Source organism: Gallaecimonas xiamenensis 3-C-1, assembly GCF_000299915.1.
GTDB classification, from domain to species: domain Bacteria; phylum Pseudomonadota; class Gammaproteobacteria; order Enterobacterales; family Gallaecimonadaceae; genus Gallaecimonas; species Gallaecimonas xiamenensis.
This window is the reverse complement of record NZ_AMRI01000029.1, coordinates 1-20,184: the sequence shown is the minus strand read 5'-3', so window position 1 is coordinate 20,184 and position 20,184 is coordinate 1. Positions and strand designations below refer to the sequence as shown.

The window sequence follows — 20,184 nt, the reverse complement described above, 5'->3', positions numbered from 1 at the left end:
GCTCTCCTTTCGGCGACGGTCCGCTTTCCCTATCATAGGGCCAACTGCACACGGATAAAGCAAAACAGCCTATGGCCATCAGTACCCCTGTTCTTTTCCTGCCCGGCACCCAATGTGACGAGCGGCTCTGGCTGCCCCTGTGGCGGCTGCTGGACTTAGAAGACCGCCGCTACGTGCCCCTGCAATGGGCCGAGACCTTGGAACAGATGCTGTCCTTGGCCGACTACGGCGCCGAAGGGGACAGGGTGCACCTGGTGGGCTTTTCCATGGGGGGCTTTATTGCCAGCCGCTTTGCCTTGGATAACCCCCAGCAGGTGGCATCCCTGACCCTTATCGGTTTCGATGGCGCCGGCCTCAGCCAGCAAGAACAGGCCCTTCGCCAACAACTGGTCACCCAACTGGACAAGGGCCGCTTCAAGCCCATGACCGAGGCCCGCCTGGACCAGATGGTGGGCCAGGGCCCCAACGGCCAAGGGGCGCGGGAGACGGTCAGGGAAATGGAACAGGATCTGGGGGGCAGCGTGCTCAAATACCACCTGCTGGCCGCCTCGGCCAGGCCCGATCTGCGCCCGGCCCTGGCCAAGGCGTCGTTCCCGGTCAATATCATTGCCGCCAAGGACGACCAACTGGCGCCCCTGGCCAAGCTCGAGGCCATGCACCAGGCCCTGGCCAAGAGCCGGTTGCTGGTCCTTGAGAACAGTGGCCATATGCTGCCCCTGGAGCAGCCAGAGGCGCTAGCCGAGCTGCTGACCCAAGTTTGGGCCTAAAGTCTCAGGCCCAAAAGCCCCACACCCGCTCTATCACCCAAAAGGCGGCCAGGCCGCCTATGCCATAAGCCGGTAGCGCCCTGGCCCAGGGCGGCATAACTACCGGCCTTAACAACCAGCCAAGGCCCCACAGCAGCGCCACAAAACCCAGTTGGCCCAGTTCCACCCCCAGGTTGAAGGTCAGCAGCGCCGTAACCAGGGCTTCGGCCGGCAAGCCAATCTCCCCCAGAGCCGCCGCAAAACCCAGGCCATGGAGCAGGCCAAAGGCAAAGGCCACCAGCCAGGGCATCTGGGCGGTGAGGCTGGGTTGCCCCTGCTGGCTACGCCTGACCTCCAGGGCCACAAAGAGGATACTCAGGGCAATGCAGGCCTCCATGGGCGGCAGCCAAACTTGCACCCAACCCAAGGCCGCCAGGGCCAGGGTCAGGCTGTGGGCCAGGGTAAAGGCGCTGATGGTCAGCACCAGGCGCCGCCCGCCCTTGACCAGCAGTACCAAGGCCAGCACGAACAGCAGGTGGTCCGCCCCCATCAGGATATGCTCCACCCCCAGCCCAAGATAAGTGAGGGCCGTTTGCAGCTGGGAAGGGGCCCCGGCCAGGGTCAGGCTGGTTTCATGGGGCCCTAGGCGGTAACTGCGCTCGGCGCCGCCAAGGTCCTTGACCCTGACCAGCAACTGGCCGCCTTGCTGGCGCCTGGTCAGCACCAAAGGCCCCTGGACTTCGAGCTGCCAGCGCTGTACCAAGGCGCCGCCACCAGCCTGCCCCGGCAAGGGCATAAGCCTGGCCTGGTCACCAAAATCCGGCAGCAAGGTCCCCTGCCCGGCCTGGCTTTTCAGGGCCACCCGGTATTGCCCGGGCTCGATGGCCTCAAGATCCAGGTAACTCAGGCGCAGGCCGTCGGCCCACAGGGGCGGCGTAAACAGCAGTAGCAACCAAAGCCACTTCATTGCTGCTGCTCCCGGTATTGAGCCAGCAGCAGGGCTTGCCGGGCCTGGCGCTGCTCGCCCTGCCAGTCAGCCAGCAACTGACTGCGAAGCTCGCCAAGGGCCGGCAAGTAGCCGTCTTGGCGGGCCAGCAGCTGCACCCGCCCCCCATCCGGCAATGGCTGCCACTGGCCGGGGGCCAGGGTGTTGAGTTGTTCCAGCCAAGCTTGGCCAAAGCGCCCGGCCACCAAGGTGGCCGACCACTCCTCGGGCTGGCCTTGGCCGGCTCCCTTGGGCCAATAACTGAGTCGGTAGCGGGCCGGTTGCTGGTAACGGCCCTGGTTGCGGTCCAAGAAGTCCGCCAGCTCTTGGTCGCTGGGCAGGGCATCGTCTAGGAACTGCATTTTTTGCCAAAGCCTGGCCCGGATCACCGGGTCGTCCCTATCCAGGCCAAGGGCCTGGGCCCGGCGCACCGCGATTTCCTCCAGCAGGTATTGGTCCACCAGATCCTGCAATTCGGCGCTGCTGGGAGGCCTGGCCCAAAGCCGCTGGAATTGGGCGCTAAGGGCGGCCCTGTCCACCGCTATGCTGGCCTGGCCTTGCACCAGCCAGCCGTAGAGGGTGAACAGGCCGGCGCCGATCAGTAGGAAGTGCAGCAGGGGGGATTTGAGCACGTTGGCCATGGCGACAGTCCTTGTCTTGGGAACGCAGCTAAGTCTAGCTGGGCGCTGAGCCCAAGGGGCATTTCGTGATAGCATGCGGCCGGGTTTGCGCCCCTGACCCGACGGCCCCTTGGGGCAACACTGTTAGCACCTTGACCGCCTTATTGCCTGGCCGTTATCGGCCGGTAACCAGGGCGCCGGCTGCGACCGAAAGGCCAGTTCGGCAGTCGAGATGTCTTCCTGTCGGGGGGTGGTTGGCGTTATAGTGAGAACCATTAGCGTTTAGGCCAAAATTAACCTTATGACACTCGCAGATGTAAAAAAAGGCGTACCGGCCCTGGTCCGGGACGTAGTGGACGCCTACTCCGATGACCCCATTGCCAAGCGCCTGCGGGAGCTGGGTTTTGTACCAGGTGAGCCGGTGCGGGTGGTAGCCCGGGGCCTGCTGGGTGGCAACCCCCTGGTGGTCCAGGTGGGCGGCACCCGCTTTGCACTGCGCCGTAAGGAAGCCGAACGTGTCACTCTGGAGCTGGAGGCCTGATGTCTAGCCTGCGCATGGCCCTGGTGGGCAACCCCAACTGCGGTAAAACCGCCCTGTTCAACCTGCTGACCGGCAACACCCAGAAGGTGGCCAACTACGCCGGGGTTACCGTTGAACGTAAGGAAGGCAGTTACCAGTCTCCCTGCGGCACCCAGTTCCGCATCCTCGACCTGCCCGGCGCCTACAGCCTGGACGCCACCAGCCCCGACGAAGAAGTCACCCGGGACGTGATCCAGGGCAACTACAAGGGCGAGGCCGAACCGGACCTGCTGGTGTGCGTGGCCGACGCCACCAACCTGCGCCTGCACCTGCGTTTCGTACTGGAGATCATGGCTCTTGGCCGGCCCATGGTGCTGGCCCTGAACATGATGGACACCGCCCGCAAACGCGGCATCATCATCGACACCCAGGCCCTGGCCCAAGAGCTGGGCATTCCGGTGGTGGAAACCGTGGCCATCAGCAAGCAGGGCGCCAAGGCCCTGGCCGACAAGCTGGCCGAGAAGGCCTGGACAGTGCCCGCCGCCAGCGCCGAGCAAAACCTCCAGGACCGTCACCTGCGGGTGCGCCAACTGATGGAAAAGGCCGTTACCCTGCCCCAGTACAACAGCACCCTGGATGACCGCATCGACGCCCTGGTGCTGCACCCTGTGCTGGGCATGGCCATCCTGGCCGCCCTGATGTTCTTTATCTTCCAGGCCGTGTTCTCCTGGGCCACGCCACTGATGGACTTTATCGACGGCGGCATGGGTGATCTGGGGGCCTGGGTTACCTCCCCCCTGCCCGAAGACAGTGCCCTCTACAGCCTGATCAACGACGGTATTTTCGCCGGCCTCGGCGGCGTGCTGGTGTTCCTGCCGCAGATCCTGATCCTGTTCCTGTTCATCCTGGTATTGGAAGAATCCGGCTACCTGCCCCGGGCCGCCTACCTGCTGGACCGGCTGATGTTCCGTGCCGGCCTTACCGGCCGCGCCTTTATCCCGCTGTTGTCGAGCTTTGCCTGCGCCATTCCCGGCATCATGGCCACCCGCAGCATCCAGGATCCCCGTGACCGCCTCACCACCATACTGGTGGCGCCGCTGATGACCTGTTCGGCCAGGCTCCCCGTCTACACCCTGCTGATCGCCGCCTTTATCCCCCAACAGACCGTGGCCGGGCTCTTCAACCTGCAAGGCATAGTGCTGTTCTGCCTGTACTTTGCCGGTATCCTCAGCGCCCTGCTGGTGGCCTACGTGATGAAATGGCTGCGCCGCGACAAGAGCGAGCATGCCCTGTTGATGGAGCTGCCGGCCTACCGGGTGCCCCACGCCCGTGACATCGCCCTTGGCCTTTGGCAGCGGGCCAAGATCTTCTTGAAGCGGGTCGGTGGCATCATCTTCGCCCTGACCGTGTTGATCTGGTTCCTGTGCACCTTCCCCGGCGCCCCCGAAGGGGCCACGGCGCCTGCCATCGACTACAGCTTTGCCGGCCAGCTGGGCCACCTGCTGCACTATGTGTTTGCCCCCATCGGCTTTAACTGGCAGATCTGTATCGCCCTGGTGCCCGGCATGGGTGCCCGCGAGGTGGCAGTGTCGGCCCTGGGCACCGTCTATGCCATGTCCGGCACCGAAGACATGGTGGCCAGCCAGTTGGGCACCGTCATTGCCAACACCTGGTCCCTGTCCACGGCCCTGGCATTGCTGGCTTGGTTCGTGTTCGCGCCCCAGTGCATTTCAACCCTGGCGGTGATCCGCCGGGAAACCAACTCCTGGAAGGTGATGGGCCTGGCCACGGCTTACCTCTTCGCCCTGGCCTACCTGGCTGCCTTCGCCACTTACCGTATTGCGGAGGCCCTGGCGTGATCTTCGACCTGGTGCAAGGCCTTATCATCGGTAGCCTGGTGCTGCTGAGCAGCCTGATGGTGCTGCGCCGCATGGCCCCTGCTACCAGCCTCAAGATCCAGGGGCGCCTGGCCGCCAACCTGCTCAAACCGGGGCGCAGCGCCCCGGCCCACTGGCTTGGCAAGCGCCTGTCGGCGCGCCTTGACCAGGCCGGCGGCTGCGGCAGCGACAATGGCTGCGGCGGTTGCAATGGCTGTGGCACCAGCGCCGCTCCCAGCCGGCAGGGCCAGGAGATCTTTCGCACCCGGCTTTAAGGGCATTATCTGGCTTAGCGCGACCTAAACAATGTGGTGCATGGCGCTGCTCGATGGGAACGTTTCTGGCGTTCCAATACGCTGGCTACCGTCAACAACTTCTCCCCTGTTGCTGTGCAAGGCCATATCTGCGCCTTGCCCGCCAACTGGACACCTGGTAAGAACTAAGTTCCGGTATCAAAGCCCAGGTAATTGAAAACCTGAGCATCGTCGCGCACTGGCCCAGACCGACCACGAGCACGAAACAGAGACCCAAAGTGCATGAGAACCCTTTTTCATTATCTGAGTCTTGGTCTGATGATTGCCGCAGGCACCGCGTTTGCCGACGCACCGCGACAAGAGTGTCTCGGACGCATCATTTTTGATGTACCCGAAGAAATGCAATGGGCGACCTATGATGGCCAACGCACTGACCGGATCAGTGATGGACGGGGTGGGCATATATTCACCCCCAGAGTAACGGCTAAAGGGGATGTGGGTAGTTATGACTATGACGGTCTGACTATCCGAGTGAGTGATATCGTTGAACGTGACATCTTCGATGGCGCCGCAAGGTATATCAAAGGTACGGCGCGCCTTTACCAGAAAGAACTACAGAAGAATCTAGAGACGGATAAGAAACTGCTTAGTGAGCTGAGGGTGTTGGATGAAAAAGAAAATACCAACGCGACTAAGGGGGCCGTGGAAAGTTTCGAAAGATCCATAAAGGAACTCGAGCGTCAGCTACCCCTGGCAACAATCCACGAATATGACCTTGGCATTCCCGATGCCTATTTTCTGGGTGGGCATCTCGCCCCTAGCAAGGCTTTGCTCTGGCGCAACAATCGCGTTTACTCCTTCGCCTTTTCCAAGGCCGGCCCCGGCTCTGCCGAGCGTATCAAGGCGCTGATGGCACGCTTTCAGCCGCGTGAGTTGTATGAGGTGCCCAAGGGCCCAGGTTTCTGCTTCCCCTACGGTTTTATCGCCGACGATGGCAACACGGCCTACAGCATCAAGAACAGCCTGCGTTTCACCCAAACGCCCAACGTGATCTTCACCCTGATCAACGCTTCGGCCAACGATCCCTGGCAAACCAAACCCACCCTGGGCACCTACGACACCGACTATCGCCCAGGCTATGACGCCGAGAAATGGCAGAAAACTTCGTTTATCGAGCGCATCCAGCTTGGTAAGCGCCTGGCTGGCCTGGAAGGCTGGCGCCTGGACCCCAAGCAAGACTCCGGTGAACAGGAGCGCGCCTGGTTCGCCTTGGCGCACCGGGGCGGCACCCTCTCTCCCTTGTTGGCCGTGCAGATGACAACCTTTCAGAAAGGCACGGACGACCTAGCCCAGCATACGCCGCCTCCGGAAACGGTGATCCCTCGCTTCAACAAACTCAGTGAAAGCATTCGCGAAGACTTGGCTCGGTAAACAATCCCTGTGTAATGCCGCCTCTAAGGCCTTCTTTTCCACCAGCCCCCTGCCTTCAGCTGCGGCCACAGCAACTCGCCCTCGCCGGCTGGGTAGCGCGGCGATGCGGCTCCTGTTAGACGCGTCCATCACACCTTCGCCACAAAAGGCGAGTACAATGCGCGGGCTTTACAACAGGAGATAACAATAATGCGTCACCTTCTTTGGCTTCTCGCCGCCCTGGTGGTCAGCCCCACCTGGGCCTTCGGATTCAACGGCCACAAGGCCTTCTGCCAGGCCGCTTACGAACTCACCAGCCCCAAAACCCAGCAAGCCCTCGATAAGGTGGTGGCCAGCCAGGGTAAATACGGCTCCTTTGCCGAAAGCTGTACCTGGGCCGACGACATCAAAGGCGATCACCACTGGGATTGGTCCAAACCCCTGCACTACGTCAATATCCCCCGGGGTGCCAGCAAACTTACCGACGCCAACTGCCCGGCCACCGGCTGCGTGCTGTCCGGCATCCGCCACTACCAGGCGCTGCTGACCCAAAACCCCAATGACTGGCAGGCGCTGTTCTTCCTGTCTCACTTCATCGGCGATCTGCACCAGCCGCTGCACGTGTCCTACGCCGACGACCTGGGGGGCAACCGCGCCCTGGGCCAGTTCTTCGGTGAAGAGAAGAACCTGCACGGCATCTGGGACTACGGCATGCTCGGCCATATGGGCGGCGACGACTGGAAAGGCTTCGGCCACAAACTGGCGGGCCTGGCCAACGCCAAGGACGCCGGCGGTACTCCCCTGGCCTGGGGCAACCAGTCCATGGCCATCACCCAGCAGGTTTACCGTTACTACCAGGGCCACAAGACCATGGGCCAAGAGTACGTGGACCACTTCGGCCCTGTGCTGGAGCAGCGCATGGAAGCGGGCGCCGAGCGCCTAGCCAAGGTACTGGACAGCATCTACGACAAATAAGGCAACAAAAAGGAAAGGGTTGGCTCAAGCTTTGTGCCGGCCCGAACGCCTTGTATACAAGAGGGGGCCTCGAGCCCCCTTTTTGTTTTCAAGACCTTAAGAACCTTGCCATGCACAAAAAAAACCTAATGGCCCTGCCCCTTGCGCTGCTGCTTGGCGCCTGCGGCGGCTCCGGCTCAGGCACCGCCGACAGCCCGGCTCGCACCACCTATGCCCTGCAACTGGTGACCTTGCAGGAAGACAGCCTGGCCAACACCCAGGCCGAGCAATGCCAGGTCTACTACCAGACCGGCAACGACACCTATTACTACGCCAGCCGGGTCAATGACCCCAGCGTTGCCCTCTACAATGCCGACGGCACCCAGGCCAAGACCCTCAGCGTTTCCGACACTGGCCTGGTGGTGGTCTACGCCGACGAGATACCCGAGGGAGGCAACCTGGCCATCACCTCCACCGCCCAGAGCCAGGCCTTTACCGAATACAATGTGCTGGCCCTGGACGCCAGCCTGCTGGGCACCTTGACCCTGAGCGTGGCCAGCAGCCAAAAAGACGGTGCCTGCCTGACCGGCAGCTACCAGCAAGAGGGTATCAGCAGCGGCTATGCCACCCTGACCCTGGACGACAGCTTCACCAGCGCCCCGGCCATCTACCGTTTCGACAACGGCCACGACAGCTTCACCAGCGCCAAGAGCGTGGACGTGCCTCTGACCACCTACGGCGACCAGCCGGTACTGGTGACCGCCTACGGCCAATACGATGCCGACAGCGGCCAGGCATCGAACATGGTGGGCTATGCCTTTGTGGCTGCCGACGCCCTCTGTGAGCGCACCGGCTGCGCCGCCAGCCAGGTGCTGGCCCCCTTGAGCCAGCGCCCGGCCATCGCCTTTTATAACCAGGGTGCCACCGACAGCGCCGAGCTGCGCCTGAACGACACCCAGGGCGACTACCACTGGCAGACCCTGACCCCGGCCGACAGCGACTTTTCCTACACCGATGCCCTGGCCGAGGCCAACTGGTATGCCAAGGCCCAGGGCCAATACCAGGGCTGGGCCCTGAGCCGCCAGCAGCACTTGAGCAACCCCGAAGCCGGGGTGGACGTGGATCTGTTGGGGAGTTTGAACCTGACGGACGCCGACCCCAGCCTCAGCGGCGACTGTGGCCAGAACCAGTACGGCTGCGTATTGCTGGAGGGCGCCGACGCCAGTGCTTTTGGCTACCAGCGCACTCTGGTGTCGGCCTACAGCAGCAGCGGCAAGAGCTACCTGTCGCTACAGGTGCTGGGCCAGGCCAAGGACAGCACCCCCCTGCCCCAGGTTCAGTCCGCCGCCGGTGCAGTACTGCTAAGCCGCGACGATCTGCTGGCCGGCAGCGTCACCGTCAGCCTGGTGGCCGCCGACAGCGCCCTGGCCAAGAGCGCCTTCTTGCAGCACCAGCTCGGCAGCAACCTGGCCAGCCAACCCTTCTACTACGGCACAGTGCTAAGCCCCCTGGCCAGCCAGGAAGCCCAGGCCAGTGTCTTGGCCAGCGGCTCCAGCCTGGTAGTCAGCCGCCAATAAAAAAGGCCCCTTACGGGGCCTTTTTTACATCCGGGGCCGGACCATATTGGCCGGCTTTAATATCTCGGCCAGCAGCGCCTCGTCCAAAAGCCCTTCTTCGCGCACCAGCTCCAGCACCCCCTTGCCGGTTACCAGGGCTTCCTTGGCGATGCGGGTAGCGTTGTCGTAGCCGATATGGGGGTTAAGGGCGGTGATAAGGCCGATGGACTGGTTCACCAGCGCCTCGCAGCGCTCCACGTTGGCGCTGATACCAACCACGCAGCGCTCGCGCAGCATGTCCATGGCCCGGCGCAACAGCCGCATGGATTCCAAAATCTTGTAGGCAATCAGCGGCTCCATCACGTTGAGCTGCAGCTGCCCGGCTTCGGCGGCCAGGGTAATGGCCAAATCGTTGCCAATCACCTGGTAGGCCACCTGGTTCACCGCCTCGGGAATGACAGGGTTGACCTTGCCGGGCATGATGCTGGAGCCCGGCTGCTGGGCCGGCAAGTTGATTTCCCCAAAGCCGGTACGGGGGCCGGAAGAGAGCAGGCGAAGATCGTTACAAATCTTGGAGAGTTTGACCGCCAGGCGCTTGGTCATGCCGCTAAACAGCACGAAGGCGCCCATGTCGGAGGTGGCTTCAATCAGGTCCTTGGCCAAACGCATGGGGTGGCCGCAAATGTCTGACAGATGGGCCGTGGCCAGCTTGCCGTAGCGGGGGTCGGCGTTAATGCCGGTACCGATGGCGGTGCCGCCGAGGTTCACTTCCCGCAGCAGATCGTAAAGCCCCTCGATACGCTCTATGTCTTCCCCCAGGGTGGTGGCGAAGGCGCCAAACTCCTGACCCAGGGTCATGGGCACTGCGTCCTGCAATTGGGTGCGGCCCATTTTGATGATGTCCTTGAACTCGCCGGCCTTGGCGCCAAAGGCGTCGCGCAGGGCCGCCAGGCTGTCCACCAGCTCGGCATGGCTCAGTTGCAGGCCCACCCGGATGGCGGTGGGATAGGCATCGTTGGTGGATTGGGACAGGTTGACATCGTTGTTGGGGTGCAGCTGGCCGTATGCGCCTTTGGCATGACCCAAGTGCTCGAGGGCGATATTGGCTATCACCTCGTTGGCGTTCATGTTGGTGGAGGTACCGGCGCCGCCTTGGATCATGTCCACCACGAAATGGTCGTGGAATTCACCGGCGATGATGCGGTCGCAAGCCAGCACTATGGCGTCTTTTTTTGCCGCCGGCAGATGGCCCAGCTCGGCGTTGGCCAGGGCCGCCGCCTTCTTCACCATGGCCAGGCCCAGAATCAGCTTGGGAAAGTGATACAGGGGTACGCCGGTCAGCTGGAAGTTGTCCAAGGCCCGCTGGGTTTGCACCCCGTAATAGGCACCGGCGGGGACATCGAGATAACCGAGAAGATCTTTTTCCTGGCGAAACAGGGGGGCGTCACTGGCGGGGTGGGGAAAGGCGGTCACGGTACGGCTCTGTGGGTGAAAAGTGGCGCTATGGTGAGGCCTTGGCCAGGGCTTTTGCCAATGCTATTGTTTCAATGCTCATGCCGTTTCGGCATAACTCACGGATGTTCCCATGGATATCGACAGCAAGTGGCTCGAAGATCTGCTGGCCTTAGCCAGCTGCCGCAGTTTTTCCCAGGCTGCCGCCCGCCGGCATGTTACCCAGCCCGCCTTCAGCCGCCGTATCCGCGCCCTGGAAGACGCGGTGGGGGCCGCCCTGGTGGACAGGTCAAAAAGCCCGGTGGATCTCACCAGCGAGGGCCAGCTGTTCCTGCTCACCGCCCGCTCTGTGGTAGACCAACTGGCGGACGCCGTGGGGCGGGTAAGGGGCCTGCAACCGGCCAAGGCCCAGGTGCTGGACATTGCCGCCGCCCACTCCCTGGCCAACAGCTTCTTCCCGGACTGGCTGGGTCAGATCAGCACCGACGAGCAGCTGTCCATCCGCCTGACGGCCCTGAACGTGGAAGAGGCGGTGCACCAGCTACGGGAAGGCCATTGCGACCTGATGCTGGTCTATTACGACCCCCTTTCTGCCCTGCAGCTGGACGCCGCCACCTTCCCGTCCCTGCACCTGGCCAGCACCGCCCTGGTGCCGGTCTGCACCCCGGGCGCCGACGGCCAGCCGCGCTGGAACCTGGAAACCGACGAGGCCGTGCCGCTGCTGGCTTACACCCAGGGAGCCTTTTTGGGGCGCACCCTGCGGCTGATGCTGGCTAACGACGGTCTGCGCCTGCGCCTTCGCACCCACTTTGAGACCGCCATGGCCGACGGCCTCAAAGGCATGGCCCTGAGCGGCCTAGGGGTGGCCTGGCTGCCAAGGCTGTGCATCGAACAGGAACTCAAGGACGGCCGCCTGGTAGAGCTGGGGCCGGCGCGTTACCAGGCCCCCTTGGATATTCGCCTCTACCGCTGCAACCTGGTCCATAAGCCGGCCATCAAGGCGCTCTGGCAGCAGCTGGCCGGTTAACCGCCCTTGCCGTTAAGGGCCTGGGTGATAGCGGCCTTGTCGGCGGGGCTGAGGTCCGCCTCGCCAATCAAATCGAGGATCACCTCGAGATCGTCGATATCTTGCGGGGCCAGGGCCTCTGGGGGCAGGGGCGGCTCAAGATCACTCAAGACATCCCCCTGCTTGTCCAAAGCCAATTGCACCCGCTTTAGCTCGATACGGGCCTGGCGCATGGCCTCTTTGGCTATCTTCTGGGCCTCGGCCCTGCTGATCCTGGCCTGCTCCATGGCCTCGGTGCGGTACTTTTCCGCCCATTGGCGCTGCCGTTCGGCCTCCTTGAACTGCTGAGCCAGTTCGGCTTCCAGCTGGCGGGCCTCTTCTTCGCTGCCCAGCTCCTTGATCAGGGCCTGGTGCAGCTCGGCTTCGGTAGCGCCAGAGGCCGTGATGGTCTTGCCGCCGCGCTGGGTGACGATATGAATGCCCTTTTCCTGGACCTTGGGGGCCGGGGTTTCGTTGACCGGGGTTTCGGCCAGGGCCGCTTGGGCCTGGCTGGTGCAGGCGCCTTGCAACAGAACGGGCAGCAACAGGGCGGCGAGGGGTAGAGTGCGCATGGGTCTTCTCCTTATGGTTGGGACCCAAGCAATGAGAAAGCCGTGCCAGGCCATCATTTCATTTAATTTCAATTACTTAATAAAATCCACCTCTGCACAAATGTCCCCATATGGGGACATTGCCCGCAATTGGGGACCCGGCAACTGCCCTTTGCCCAAGGCGCCGGTCCCTAGGCGCTGCCCTGCCCCTCTGTTAGCCTTTTGGAAAATGGAGGTTACATGCGCGTCAAACACAGCCTGTTCGCCCTTTTCGGCGCCCTCTTCCTGCTGCTGGCCGGCACCCAGACCTGGCTGCTAAGAAGCTTGAAGGACGACATCAACGTGGAAGTGGCCAGTATCAGCCACCAGATGGTGGAAGATGCCCTGGAAGGCATAGAGATCCCCGAGCCCCCTACCCCCGACATAGAGGTGCCCGAAGAGCTGGTACGCCTGGCCCCGGACGAAGCGGCCGAGTTGCAGCGCCAAGCCCAGGAGATGCGCCGCCAGGAAATAGAGCGCAGCCGCCAAAAGGTGGCGGCCCAGATAGCCGATGCCAGGCGCGCCGCCAACGAGACCCTGCGCCAGGTTCGCCTCAGCCACCCAAGCCTGCTGGCGCCCTCGGTGGAAGTGGTGCACAGCGCCAACAAGAAGCTCTGGTTGGGCCTGGCCCTTACCTCACTGCTGGCGCTGCTGGGGATCTACCTGCTGGCCAAGGCCTTCTCCCGCCCCCTTGAAACCCTGGCCCAGGGCCTTTCAAGGGTGGCCAAGGGGGAAGCGGGGGTGCAGCTCAAACCCCAGGGCATGCGCGAGCTGCGCACCGCCATGGACGGCTTTAACCGCATGAGCCTGGAGCTGGCCCGCCTGAAAAAGGAAGAGGCGCAAATGCAGGACCAGGCCCACCTGGCCGAACTGGGCGACATAGCCCGTGGCCTGGCCCACAGCCTGCGTAACCCCATCCACACCATAGGTCTGGCCCTGGAAGGGGAACTGGACCAGGCCAGGAAGGCGGCCATCGCCCAAAAACTCAAGCAGATGGACGCCAACATCAAGGCACTGTTGACCCTGTCGGCCCAGGGGGTAAACCGCCAGCAGCCCCTGGTGCTGGCCGAACTGCTGGCCGATGTCAGGCTCAGCCTCGGCGGCCAGTGGCGGCTGACCTTGCCCCAGCATTGCACCCTCAAAGGGGACGAGTCGGAGCTGCGCGCCGTCTTTCACGCCCTGATGAGCAACGCCCTGGAAGCGGCCCCCGGCAAGGAAGCCAGCCTTGATGCACAACTGGTGCCCGGCGCCCTGGTCATCCACATTCGCGACCAGGGCCCGGGCCTTAGCGACCAGGTCAAGGCCAAGCTCTTTACCCCCCACGCCACCCAAAAGGCCGACGGCGCCGGCATGGGCCTGTACATTGCCGAACGCCTGGTGCGGCTGCGTTACGGCGGCACCCTGACCCTGGACAACCACCCTCAAGGGGGCGCCGTTGCCACCCTGACCTTGCCGGAGAACAGCGATGCGCCTGCTGCTGGTTGAAGACGACAAAGACCAGCGCCAGCTGCTGGCCGAACTGCTGACCGACTATGACCTGGTATTGGCCGCCTCGGTGGCCGAGGCCCAGCCCCACCTTGGCAAGGTGGACATGGTGCTTAGCGACTGGAAACTGGGGGACGGGGACGGCCTGATGCTGCTGCGGGCCGCCCAGCGCCTGAGCCAGGGGCCGGCCTTTGTGATGATGACCGCCTACGGCACCATCAGCCACGCCGTGGAGGCCATGCGCCAGGGGGCGGACGACTATCTGTCCAAGCCCTTTAGCCGCCAGGAGCTGGCCCTGACCCTGGAAAAGGTGGGCCGCGCCCAGAAACTGCGCCAGGACAACCAGCGCCTGAGCCAGGCACTGACCGACCAGAACAAGCTCACCGAGATCATCGGCCAGGCCCCGGCCATGCAGCAGCTGCAAAGCCGCCTAGCCCGCATCAGCGACACCGACGCCACAGTGCTTATCGAAGGGGAGTCCGGTACCGGCAAGGAACTGGCGGCCCGGGCCCTGCACCAGTTGTCGCGCCGGGCCCAAAAGCCCTTCGTGGCCATTAACTGCGGCGCCATTCCCGAGGCCCTGGCCGAAAGCGAGCTCTTTGGCAGCGACAAGGGCGCCTTTACCGGTGCCACCCAGGCCAAGGCCGGCAAGTTCGAGGCAGCCAGCAGCGGTACCCTGTTTCTGGATGAAATAGGCGAGCTTCCCCTGGTGCTGCAAAGCAAGCTGCTGCGGGTGCTGCAAGAGGGCAAGGTCACCCGCCTGGGGGAGCACCAGGAGCGCAGCATCGATGTGCGCATCATCGCCGCCACCAACCGCGATCTTAAAGCCGAGGTGCAGGCCGGGCGTTTTCGCGAAGATCTCTACTATCGCCTGAACGTGGTGCCCCTGGTCCTGCCGCCTCTTCGCGAGCGCAAGGACGACATCCCCGCCCTTTGCCGCCATTTTCTGGCCCTCTACGCCCGCCGCCACGGCCTGAGCCAGCCGGAGCTGAGCCCGGCCCTTGTAGGCCGGCTACTGAGCCACCACTGGCCCGGCAATGTGCGGGAGCTGGCCAACCGCATGGAACGGCTGGTGCTGCTGGGGGAAGACATGCCCATTGCCGCCGTAACCCCAGGCAACGGCGATTTTACGGTCAGCCTGCCACCGGGGGGCCTGGACTGGGAGGCCTTTGAACGCCACTGCCTGGACAAGGCCCTGGCCCTTAACGGCGGCAACAAGCGCCAGACCGCCCGGTACCTGAACCTGGGCTACAAGGCCCTGCTCTATCGCCTGGAAAAACATGGGCTTTAAGGAAAATCTCCCCAAGGTCGCTGCAAGGGATTACCTTAAAAGAAAAGCGGACATCACCATGAAGAAAAAAGCCTGGCAGGCAGCAGCCCTGGTACTGATCACCCTGGCCATGCTGGCCCTCTATTACTACGCCAGCACCCTGGGGTTCTAAGGACGATTTACCCATGAAAAAGGCGGCCAAGGCCGCCTTTTTGCTGCCTAGAGGCTTTTTAGCTGCTCGTTCATCTGCGCCACTCGGTCGCGCAGCTGGGCCGCTTCCTCGAACTCCAGGTTCTGGGCATGGACATACATCTGCTTTTCCAGCCTTTCCATCTCGGCCGCCAGAGTCTTGGCGTCCAGGTGGCCAGGAGCAGCGTCTTTGCCTTTGCGGGATTTGCCCTTGGCTTTGCCGTCGCTGTCGCTCTTGTCCCCCAATTGCAGGATATCGGCGATTTTCTTGTTGAGGGCCTTGGGCACTATGCCGTGCTCGGCATTGAAGGCTTCCTGTTTTTCCCGCCGGCGCGCCGTTTCGTCCATGGCCCGCTGCATGGATCCGGTGATTTTATCGGCGTAGAGGATGGCGCGGCCGTTAAGGTTACGGGCGGCCCGGCCTATGGTCTGAATAAGGGAGCGGTCGGAGCGCAGGAAGCCTTCTTTGTCGGCATCGAAAATGGCCACCAGGGACACTTCCGGCATATCCAGGCCTTCGCGCAGCAAGTTAATGCCCACCAGCACGTCAAACTCACCCAGGCGCAGGTCGCGGATGATCTCCACCCGCTCTACCGTGTCCACATCCGAGTGCAGGTAACGGACCCGCACCCCGTGTTCGTTAAGGTACTCGGTGAGGTCCTCGGCCATTTTCTTGGTGAGGGTAGTAATAAGTACCCGTTCGTTGACCGCCACCCGCTTGCCAATTTCCGACAACACGTCGTCCACCTGGGTGCCCACCGGGCGCACTTCTACCACCGGGTCCAAAAGACCGGTGGGCCGCACCACCTGTTCGGCCACCTCGCCACCGGAGCGTTCCAGCTCGTATTTGCCGGGGGTGGCGGACACGTACACTGTCTGGGGGGCGATATCTTCGAATTCGTCGAACTTAAGGGGCCTGTTGTCCAGGGCCGAGGGTAGGCGAAAACCGTACTCCACCAGGGTTTCTTTACGGGAGCGGTCCCCTTTGTACATGGCGCCAATTTGCGACACCGTCACGTGGGACTCGTCGATGATCATCAGGCCGTCCGGCGGCAGGTAGTCCAGCAGGGTCGGCGGCGGCTCGCCGGGGTTGCGGCCGGACAGATAGCGCGAGTAGTTCTCGATGCCCGAGCAATAGCCCAGCTCCACCATCATCTCGATATCGAACTGGGTGCGCTGGGCCAGGCGCTGCTCTTCCACCAGCTTGCTGCTGCTGCGAAGGTCCTCAAGGCGGCCTTTAAGCTCCACCTTGATGCTCTCCACCGCTTCGAGCACCTTTTCCCGAGGCGTCACGTAGTGGGTCTTGGGGTAGATGGTGATGCGGCCAAGGCCGCTTCTGAGTACCTGGCCGGTTAAGGGGTCGAAGGTGCTGATCCGTTCCACTTCGTTGTCAAAGAGCTCGATGCGTACCGCCTCTTCGTCGCTCTCGGCCGGGTGAATGTCAATCACCTCGCCGCGCACCCGGTAGGTGCCACGGCTAAAGGCCACTTCGTTGCGGGTGTATTGAAGCTCGGCCAGCCGGCGCAGCATGGCGCGCTGGTCGATGATGTCGCCTTGGCGGATATGCAGCATCATCGACAGATAGCTTTGGGGGTCCCCAAGGCCGTAGATGGCCGACACCGAGGCCACTATCACCACGTCGCGCCGCTCCATCAATGCCTTGGTGGCGGACAGGCGCATCTGCTCGATATGGTCATTGATGGAGGCGTCCTTCTCGATAAAGGTGTCGGACGCCGGCACATAGGCCTCGGGCTGGTAGTAGTCGTAGTAGGAGACGAAGTACTCCACGGCGTTTTCCGGGAAGAACTCCTTCATCTCGCCATAGAGCTGGGCAGCCAGGGTCTTGTTGGGGGCCATGACGATGGTGGGCCGGCCCAGGGTGGCGATGACGTTGGCCATGGTAAAGGTCTTACCGGAGCCCGTTACCCCCAAAAGCGTTTGGTGAGCCAGGCCCGCTTCCAGGCCGTCTACCAGTTGGGCGATGGCAGTAGGCTGGTCACCGGCCGGTTGGTAGGCCGAATGCAGGATAAAGTCTTTGCTCATGCCGTCTCCTTGGTAAACCAGCGGTAGGCGATGCTGGCGGTCAGCAGGTTGGCCAGTACCACGCCGCCGAAAAAGCCCGGCAGCCCGAACAGCTGGCCACCCAGCCAAGCCAGGGGCACCGCCGCCACGAAAAAGCGCAGGGTCGACAGCATCAACGCCTTGGCCGGCCTGTGGATGGCATTAAAAGACGAATTGGTGAGGATCACCACCCCTTGCAGGCCATAGCCCAGGGGCACGATAAAGATAAAGAGGCGGATAAGCTCGGCCACCTTGGGGTCCTTGCCGAACACCCAGCTTATGGGAAAGGCCAGGGCCAGCAGAACCAGGTACAACAATCCCTGCCAGCCCAGTACAAAGCGCACCACGCCGCTGTAGGCGGCCTGCACCCGTTGCAGCTGCCCTGCCCCCATGTTCTGGCTGACAAAGGGCGGCAAGGTCATGGACAGGGCCAGCACCACCAGGGTGGCCATGGATTCCAACCGGGTGCCCACCCCAAAAGCCGCCACCGCCGCCGGGCCGTAACTGGCCACCATGGCGGTCAGGGCCGCCATGGCCAGGGGGGTCATCATATTGGCACCGGCCGCCGGCAACCCTATCACCAGCAAGGAGCGCCAATGGCGCACCATCTCCCGCCCCGGCAGGCAGAACCGGGCCAGGTCCCGCTTGTAGAGCAGTATCAGCACCCCAACCGAGCCCCCCAGCCAGGCCAGCACCGTGGCCAGGGCCGCCCCCATCAGTTCCAGGCGCGGGAAAGGGCCCCAACCGAAGATCAGCAGCGGATCCATCACCGCATTGATAAGGCCACCCAGCATCATAAAGCGGCTGGGGGTAACGGTGTCGCCGTTGGCCCGCATCACCGCATTGGCGATCATGGGGATGGCCAGCAGCGGGCTGCCCAGGAACCAGATATCCATGTATTGGGCGATCAAGACCTGCTGCTCGTCATTGGCCCCCAAGGCGCGAAAGATGGGGTCATGGAAGGCCCAGCCCAATAGCGCCAGCAGCGCCACCGACAATACCGCCAACCAGACGGCGGCATTGCCCTGTTCCTTGGCTTCCCCCTGGTGCTTGCGGCCAAGGGCGTGGCCTATTACCGCCGAGGTGCCGATGCCCAGGCCTATGGTGAGGCTGATCAAGGTAAAGCTGACCGGGAAGGTGAAGCTGATGGCGGCCAAGGGGTGGGTACCCAGGCGGCTGACAAAAAGGGTATCGACCAGGTTGAAGGTCATCATGGTCGCCATGCCCCAGAGCAGGGAGATGGTCATCTGCCGCAGGGTGACCTTGATGTCGCCATCCAGCAAATTATGGGGAGCGCGGGCCATGGATCAGAACTCGTCAGGAAAGCTGAAAGCGGCAAGTTTACGCCCCTTGACCACAAACGACCATGATTTAGCTGTTTTTCAAAAATTCCCCTTGCCAGCCAGGGGCCGAGTCGTTAAATTACGCGGCCCTCACCGGCTTAACTGCCGTCCCTGATCACCGTCTCCCAGACGGTAATTCACAACAGTTCCCTGACTTTACAGTTCTGTCACAAATATGATAATCCGCTGATGTAGGAAAATTTCTTACGCCACAACTCTTTGTTTTTATTATATTTTAACCCTAGTGGTTAACTGTGCTCCTTTTTCACGAATTCCAAGGAAAGCCACGCCAAACGGGCCTCTTGTGACTTTCCCCACAGACTTATCCACAGAAAAAGTGGATAACTGCGACCAGCCCTTGTCTGGCCGGAGATCCGGCCTTGTGGATGGACAGGAACTGTCATAGTGGCGAAAGAAAAGCCCAACCTGCCGTTTTGTGCTGCCCTCGGTGCCTTTTCATCTTCGCCTCTTTTCCGGTTCCCCCTTGGGCTTCTGACACTTAGCAAAAGGCATTGGTGAAAAAGCCGGCAGGGCGGGGGCTAAAACCGGGGTTATTGGCCAAGGACCAACCAGAATGTCCAAAAGGCAAGCAGTCAGTGCTTGCAGGTGGTTTTGGGTGTTGACAGTCCCGGGGGGCGTGGATAAGATTCGCCACCGTTGCTCCCCCGTAGTTCAGTCGGTAGAGCGGCGGACTGTTAATCCGTATGTCACTGGTTCAAGTCCAGTCGGGGGAGCCAGAATTTACTGTCTTAGCAGCCAAGGCTGGTAAGATGGGCCAAAAGCTTGCAAGCAAGCTTGTCACTGGCCTAGGCGGCCCCGTTAAGTTCAATCGGGGCGCCAAAATTCAGTGCTTAGTGGCCAAGGCCGGTAAGCTGCCCTCAGGGCAACACAATTTATTCCCCCGTAGTTCAGTCGGTAGAACGGCGGACTGTTAATCCGTATGTCACTGGTTCAAGTCCAGTCGGGGGAGCCAAACAAGATGAGCTATCAACCTTTGGTTGACTCCCAGTAAAGCCAGCTTTCAGCTGATGTCACTGACCTGGGCGGCCCCGTACAAATCCAGTCGGGGGAGCCAAATCACCGCTCAGGCGGTTCGCGTAAGCGAGACAATTTATTCCCCCGTAGTTCAGTCGGTAGAACGGCGGACTGTTAATCCGTATGTCACTGGTTCAAGTCCAGTCGGGGGAGCCAATACCAAAAGGCCAGCATCAGCTGGCCTTTTTCTTTTTCTGACTTTGATAAGTGAAGTACCAGGCACTGGGCCTGCCTCGCAGGCCATGTCACTGACCTGGGCGGCCCCGTGCAAGTCCAGTGGGGGGAGCCACTACCGAAAGGGATCCGCAAGGGTCCCTTTTCTTTTTTCGTCGTCTAAAAATCTCCGTTGCCATGGTACTGAGTCTGCTTCGCAGACTATGTCACTGGCCTGGGCGGCCCCGTGCAAGTCCAGTGGGGGGAGCCACTACCGAAAGGGATCCGCAAGGGTCCCTTTTCTTTTTTCGTCGTCTAAAAATCTCCGTTGCCATGGTACTGAGTCTGCTTCGCAGACTATGTCACTGGCCTGGGCGGCCCCGTGCAAGTCCAGTGGGGGGAGCCACTACCGAAAGGGATCCGCAAGGGTCCCTTTTCTTTTTTCGTCGTCTAAAAATCTCCGTTGCCATGGTACTGAGTCTGCTTCGCAGACTATGTCACTGGCCTGGGCGGCCCCGTGCAAGTCCAGTGGGGGGAGCCACTACCGAAAGGGATCCGCAAGGGTCCCTTTTCTTTTTTCGTCGTCTAAAAATCTCCGTTGCCATGGTACTGAGTCTGCTTCGCAGACTATGTCACTGG

16 protein-coding genes and 3 tRNA genes are annotated in these 20,184 nt (G+C 62.1%); 13 read left to right on the top strand and 6 right to left on the bottom strand.

All coding sequences use genetic code 11. The annotated features are described in order from the left end of the window. Nucleotides 1-71 precede the first annotated feature (71 nt). Nucleotides 72-767, top strand: a complete 696-nt coding sequence (locus B3C1_RS16575) for an alpha/beta fold hydrolase (RefSeq protein WP_008486235.1) — start codon at nt 72-74, stop codon at nt 765-767. A 4-nt stretch (nt 768-771) separates the two neighbouring features. On the opposite strand, the gene B3C1_RS16570 is transcribed toward B3C1_RS16575, so the two are convergent. Beyond that, entirely contained in the window at nt 772-1,713 is a 942-nt protein-coding gene (locus B3C1_RS16570) for a HupE/UreJ family protein (RefSeq protein ID WP_008486234.1), read from the bottom strand. Next, nucleotides 1,710-2,372: a hypothetical protein gene (locus B3C1_RS19500; protein ID WP_008486233.1), complete on the bottom strand. Its 663-nt coding sequence runs from the start codon at nt 2,370-2,372 to the stop codon at nt 1,710-1,712. The genes B3C1_RS16570 and B3C1_RS19500 overlap by 4 nt, the downstream gene beginning before the upstream one ends. Before the next feature lie 280 nt (nt 2,373-2,652). Between B3C1_RS19500 and B3C1_RS16560 the strand changes: the two genes are divergently transcribed. The 6 genes from B3C1_RS16560 to B3C1_RS16535 all read left to right on the top strand — a co-directional run bounded on the left by B3C1_RS16560 (nt 2,653) and on the right by B3C1_RS16535 (nt 8,943). Next, on the top strand, nt 2,653-2,892 hold the full coding sequence (locus B3C1_RS16560) for a FeoA family protein (RefSeq protein ID WP_008486231.1): 240 nt from the start codon (nt 2,653-2,655) through the stop codon (nt 2,890-2,892). After that, nucleotides 2,892-4,730, top strand: coding sequence for a ferrous iron transporter B (feoB, locus tag B3C1_RS16555; RefSeq protein ID WP_008486230.1), 1,839 nt, complete (start codon nt 2,892-2,894; stop codon nt 4,728-4,730). The genes B3C1_RS16560 and feoB overlap by 1 nt, the downstream gene beginning before the upstream one ends. Then, complete coding sequence (locus B3C1_RS16550; protein ID WP_008486229.1) at nt 4,727-5,023, top strand: DUF6587 family protein; 297 nt, start codon at nt 4,727-4,729, stop codon at nt 5,021-5,023. The genes feoB and B3C1_RS16550 overlap by 4 nt, the downstream gene beginning before the upstream one ends. 261 nt (nt 5,024-5,284) lie before the next feature. Beyond that, complete coding sequence (locus tag B3C1_RS20665; protein WP_237751011.1) at nt 5,285-6,433, top strand: T6SS immunity protein Tli4 family protein; 1,149 nt, start codon at nt 5,285-5,287, stop codon at nt 6,431-6,433. A gap of 189 nt (nt 6,434-6,622) precedes the next feature. Further along, nucleotides 6,623-7,387, top strand: a complete 765-nt coding sequence (locus B3C1_RS16540; RefSeq protein WP_008486227.1) for a S1/P1 nuclease — start codon at nt 6,623-6,625, stop codon at nt 7,385-7,387. 110 nt (nt 7,388-7,497) lie between these two features. Continuing rightward, nucleotides 7,498-8,943, top strand: a complete 1,446-nt coding sequence (locus B3C1_RS16535; protein WP_008486226.1) for a hypothetical protein — start codon at nt 7,498-7,500, stop codon at nt 8,941-8,943. Nucleotides 8,944-8,967: 24 nt separating this feature from the next. Here the strand turns inward: B3C1_RS16535 and B3C1_RS16530 are convergent, their stop codons facing one another. Beyond that, nucleotides 8,968-10,359 carry an aspartate ammonia-lyase gene (locus B3C1_RS16530; RefSeq protein WP_035482559.1) on the bottom strand — a complete coding sequence of 464 codons (1,392 nt, stop codon included), beginning with the start codon at nt 10,357-10,359 and terminating at the stop codon, nt 8,968-8,970. A gap of 148 nt (nt 10,360-10,507) precedes the next feature. Here B3C1_RS16530 and B3C1_RS16525 point away from each other — a divergent pair, with 148 nt between their 5' ends. Then, complete coding sequence (locus B3C1_RS16525) at nt 10,508-11,401, top strand: LysR substrate-binding domain-containing protein (RefSeq protein ID WP_008486224.1); 894 nt, start codon at nt 10,508-10,510, stop codon at nt 11,399-11,401. Here the strand turns inward: B3C1_RS16525 and B3C1_RS16520 are convergent. Continuing rightward, nucleotides 11,398-11,991, bottom strand: coding sequence for a hypothetical protein (locus tag B3C1_RS16520; protein WP_008486222.1), 594 nt, complete (start codon nt 11,989-11,991; stop codon nt 11,398-11,400). The genes B3C1_RS16525 and B3C1_RS16520 overlap by 4 nt on opposite strands. 219 nt (nt 11,992-12,210) lie before the next feature. Here B3C1_RS16520 and B3C1_RS16515 point away from each other — a divergent pair, with 219 nt between their 5' ends. Then, nucleotides 12,211-13,494, top strand: coding sequence for a sensor histidine kinase (locus tag B3C1_RS16515; protein WP_008486221.1), 1,284 nt, complete (start codon nt 12,211-12,213; stop codon nt 13,492-13,494). After that, nucleotides 13,475-14,785, top strand: a complete 1,311-nt coding sequence (locus tag B3C1_RS16510; RefSeq protein WP_008486220.1) for a sigma-54-dependent transcriptional regulator — start codon at nt 13,475-13,477, stop codon at nt 14,783-14,785. Before B3C1_RS16515 ends, B3C1_RS16510 begins: the two co-directional genes overlap by 20 nt. A 198-nt stretch (nt 14,786-14,983) precedes the next feature. Here the strand turns inward: B3C1_RS16510 and uvrB are convergent, their stop codons facing one another. Both uvrB and B3C1_RS16500 read right to left on the bottom strand, forming a co-directional pair. Beyond that, a complete protein-coding gene (gene uvrB / locus B3C1_RS16505; protein ID WP_008486219.1) occupies nt 14,984-16,996 on the bottom strand; it encodes an excinuclease ABC subunit UvrB in 2,013 nt (670 codons plus the stop codon). After that, nucleotides 16,993-18,318 carry an MATE family efflux transporter gene (locus tag B3C1_RS16500; protein ID WP_008486217.1) on the bottom strand — a complete coding sequence of 442 codons (1,326 nt, stop codon included), beginning with the start codon at nt 18,316-18,318 and terminating at the stop codon, nt 16,993-16,995. Before B3C1_RS16500 ends, uvrB begins: the two co-directional genes overlap by 4 nt. A gap of 700 nt (nt 18,319-19,018) precedes the next feature. Here B3C1_RS16500 and B3C1_RS16495 point away from each other — a divergent pair. From B3C1_RS16495 to B3C1_RS16485, 3 genes are all read left to right on the top strand, one after another. Beyond that, nucleotides 19,019-19,094, top strand: a tRNA-Asn gene (locus tag B3C1_RS16495). Between the two features lie 160 nt (nt 19,095-19,254). Continuing rightward, a tRNA-Asn gene (locus tag B3C1_RS16490) sits at nt 19,255-19,330 on the top strand. Between the two features lie 142 nt (nt 19,331-19,472). After that, a tRNA-Asn gene (locus B3C1_RS16485) sits at nt 19,473-19,548 on the top strand. Nucleotides 19,549-20,184 lie beyond the last annotated feature (636 nt).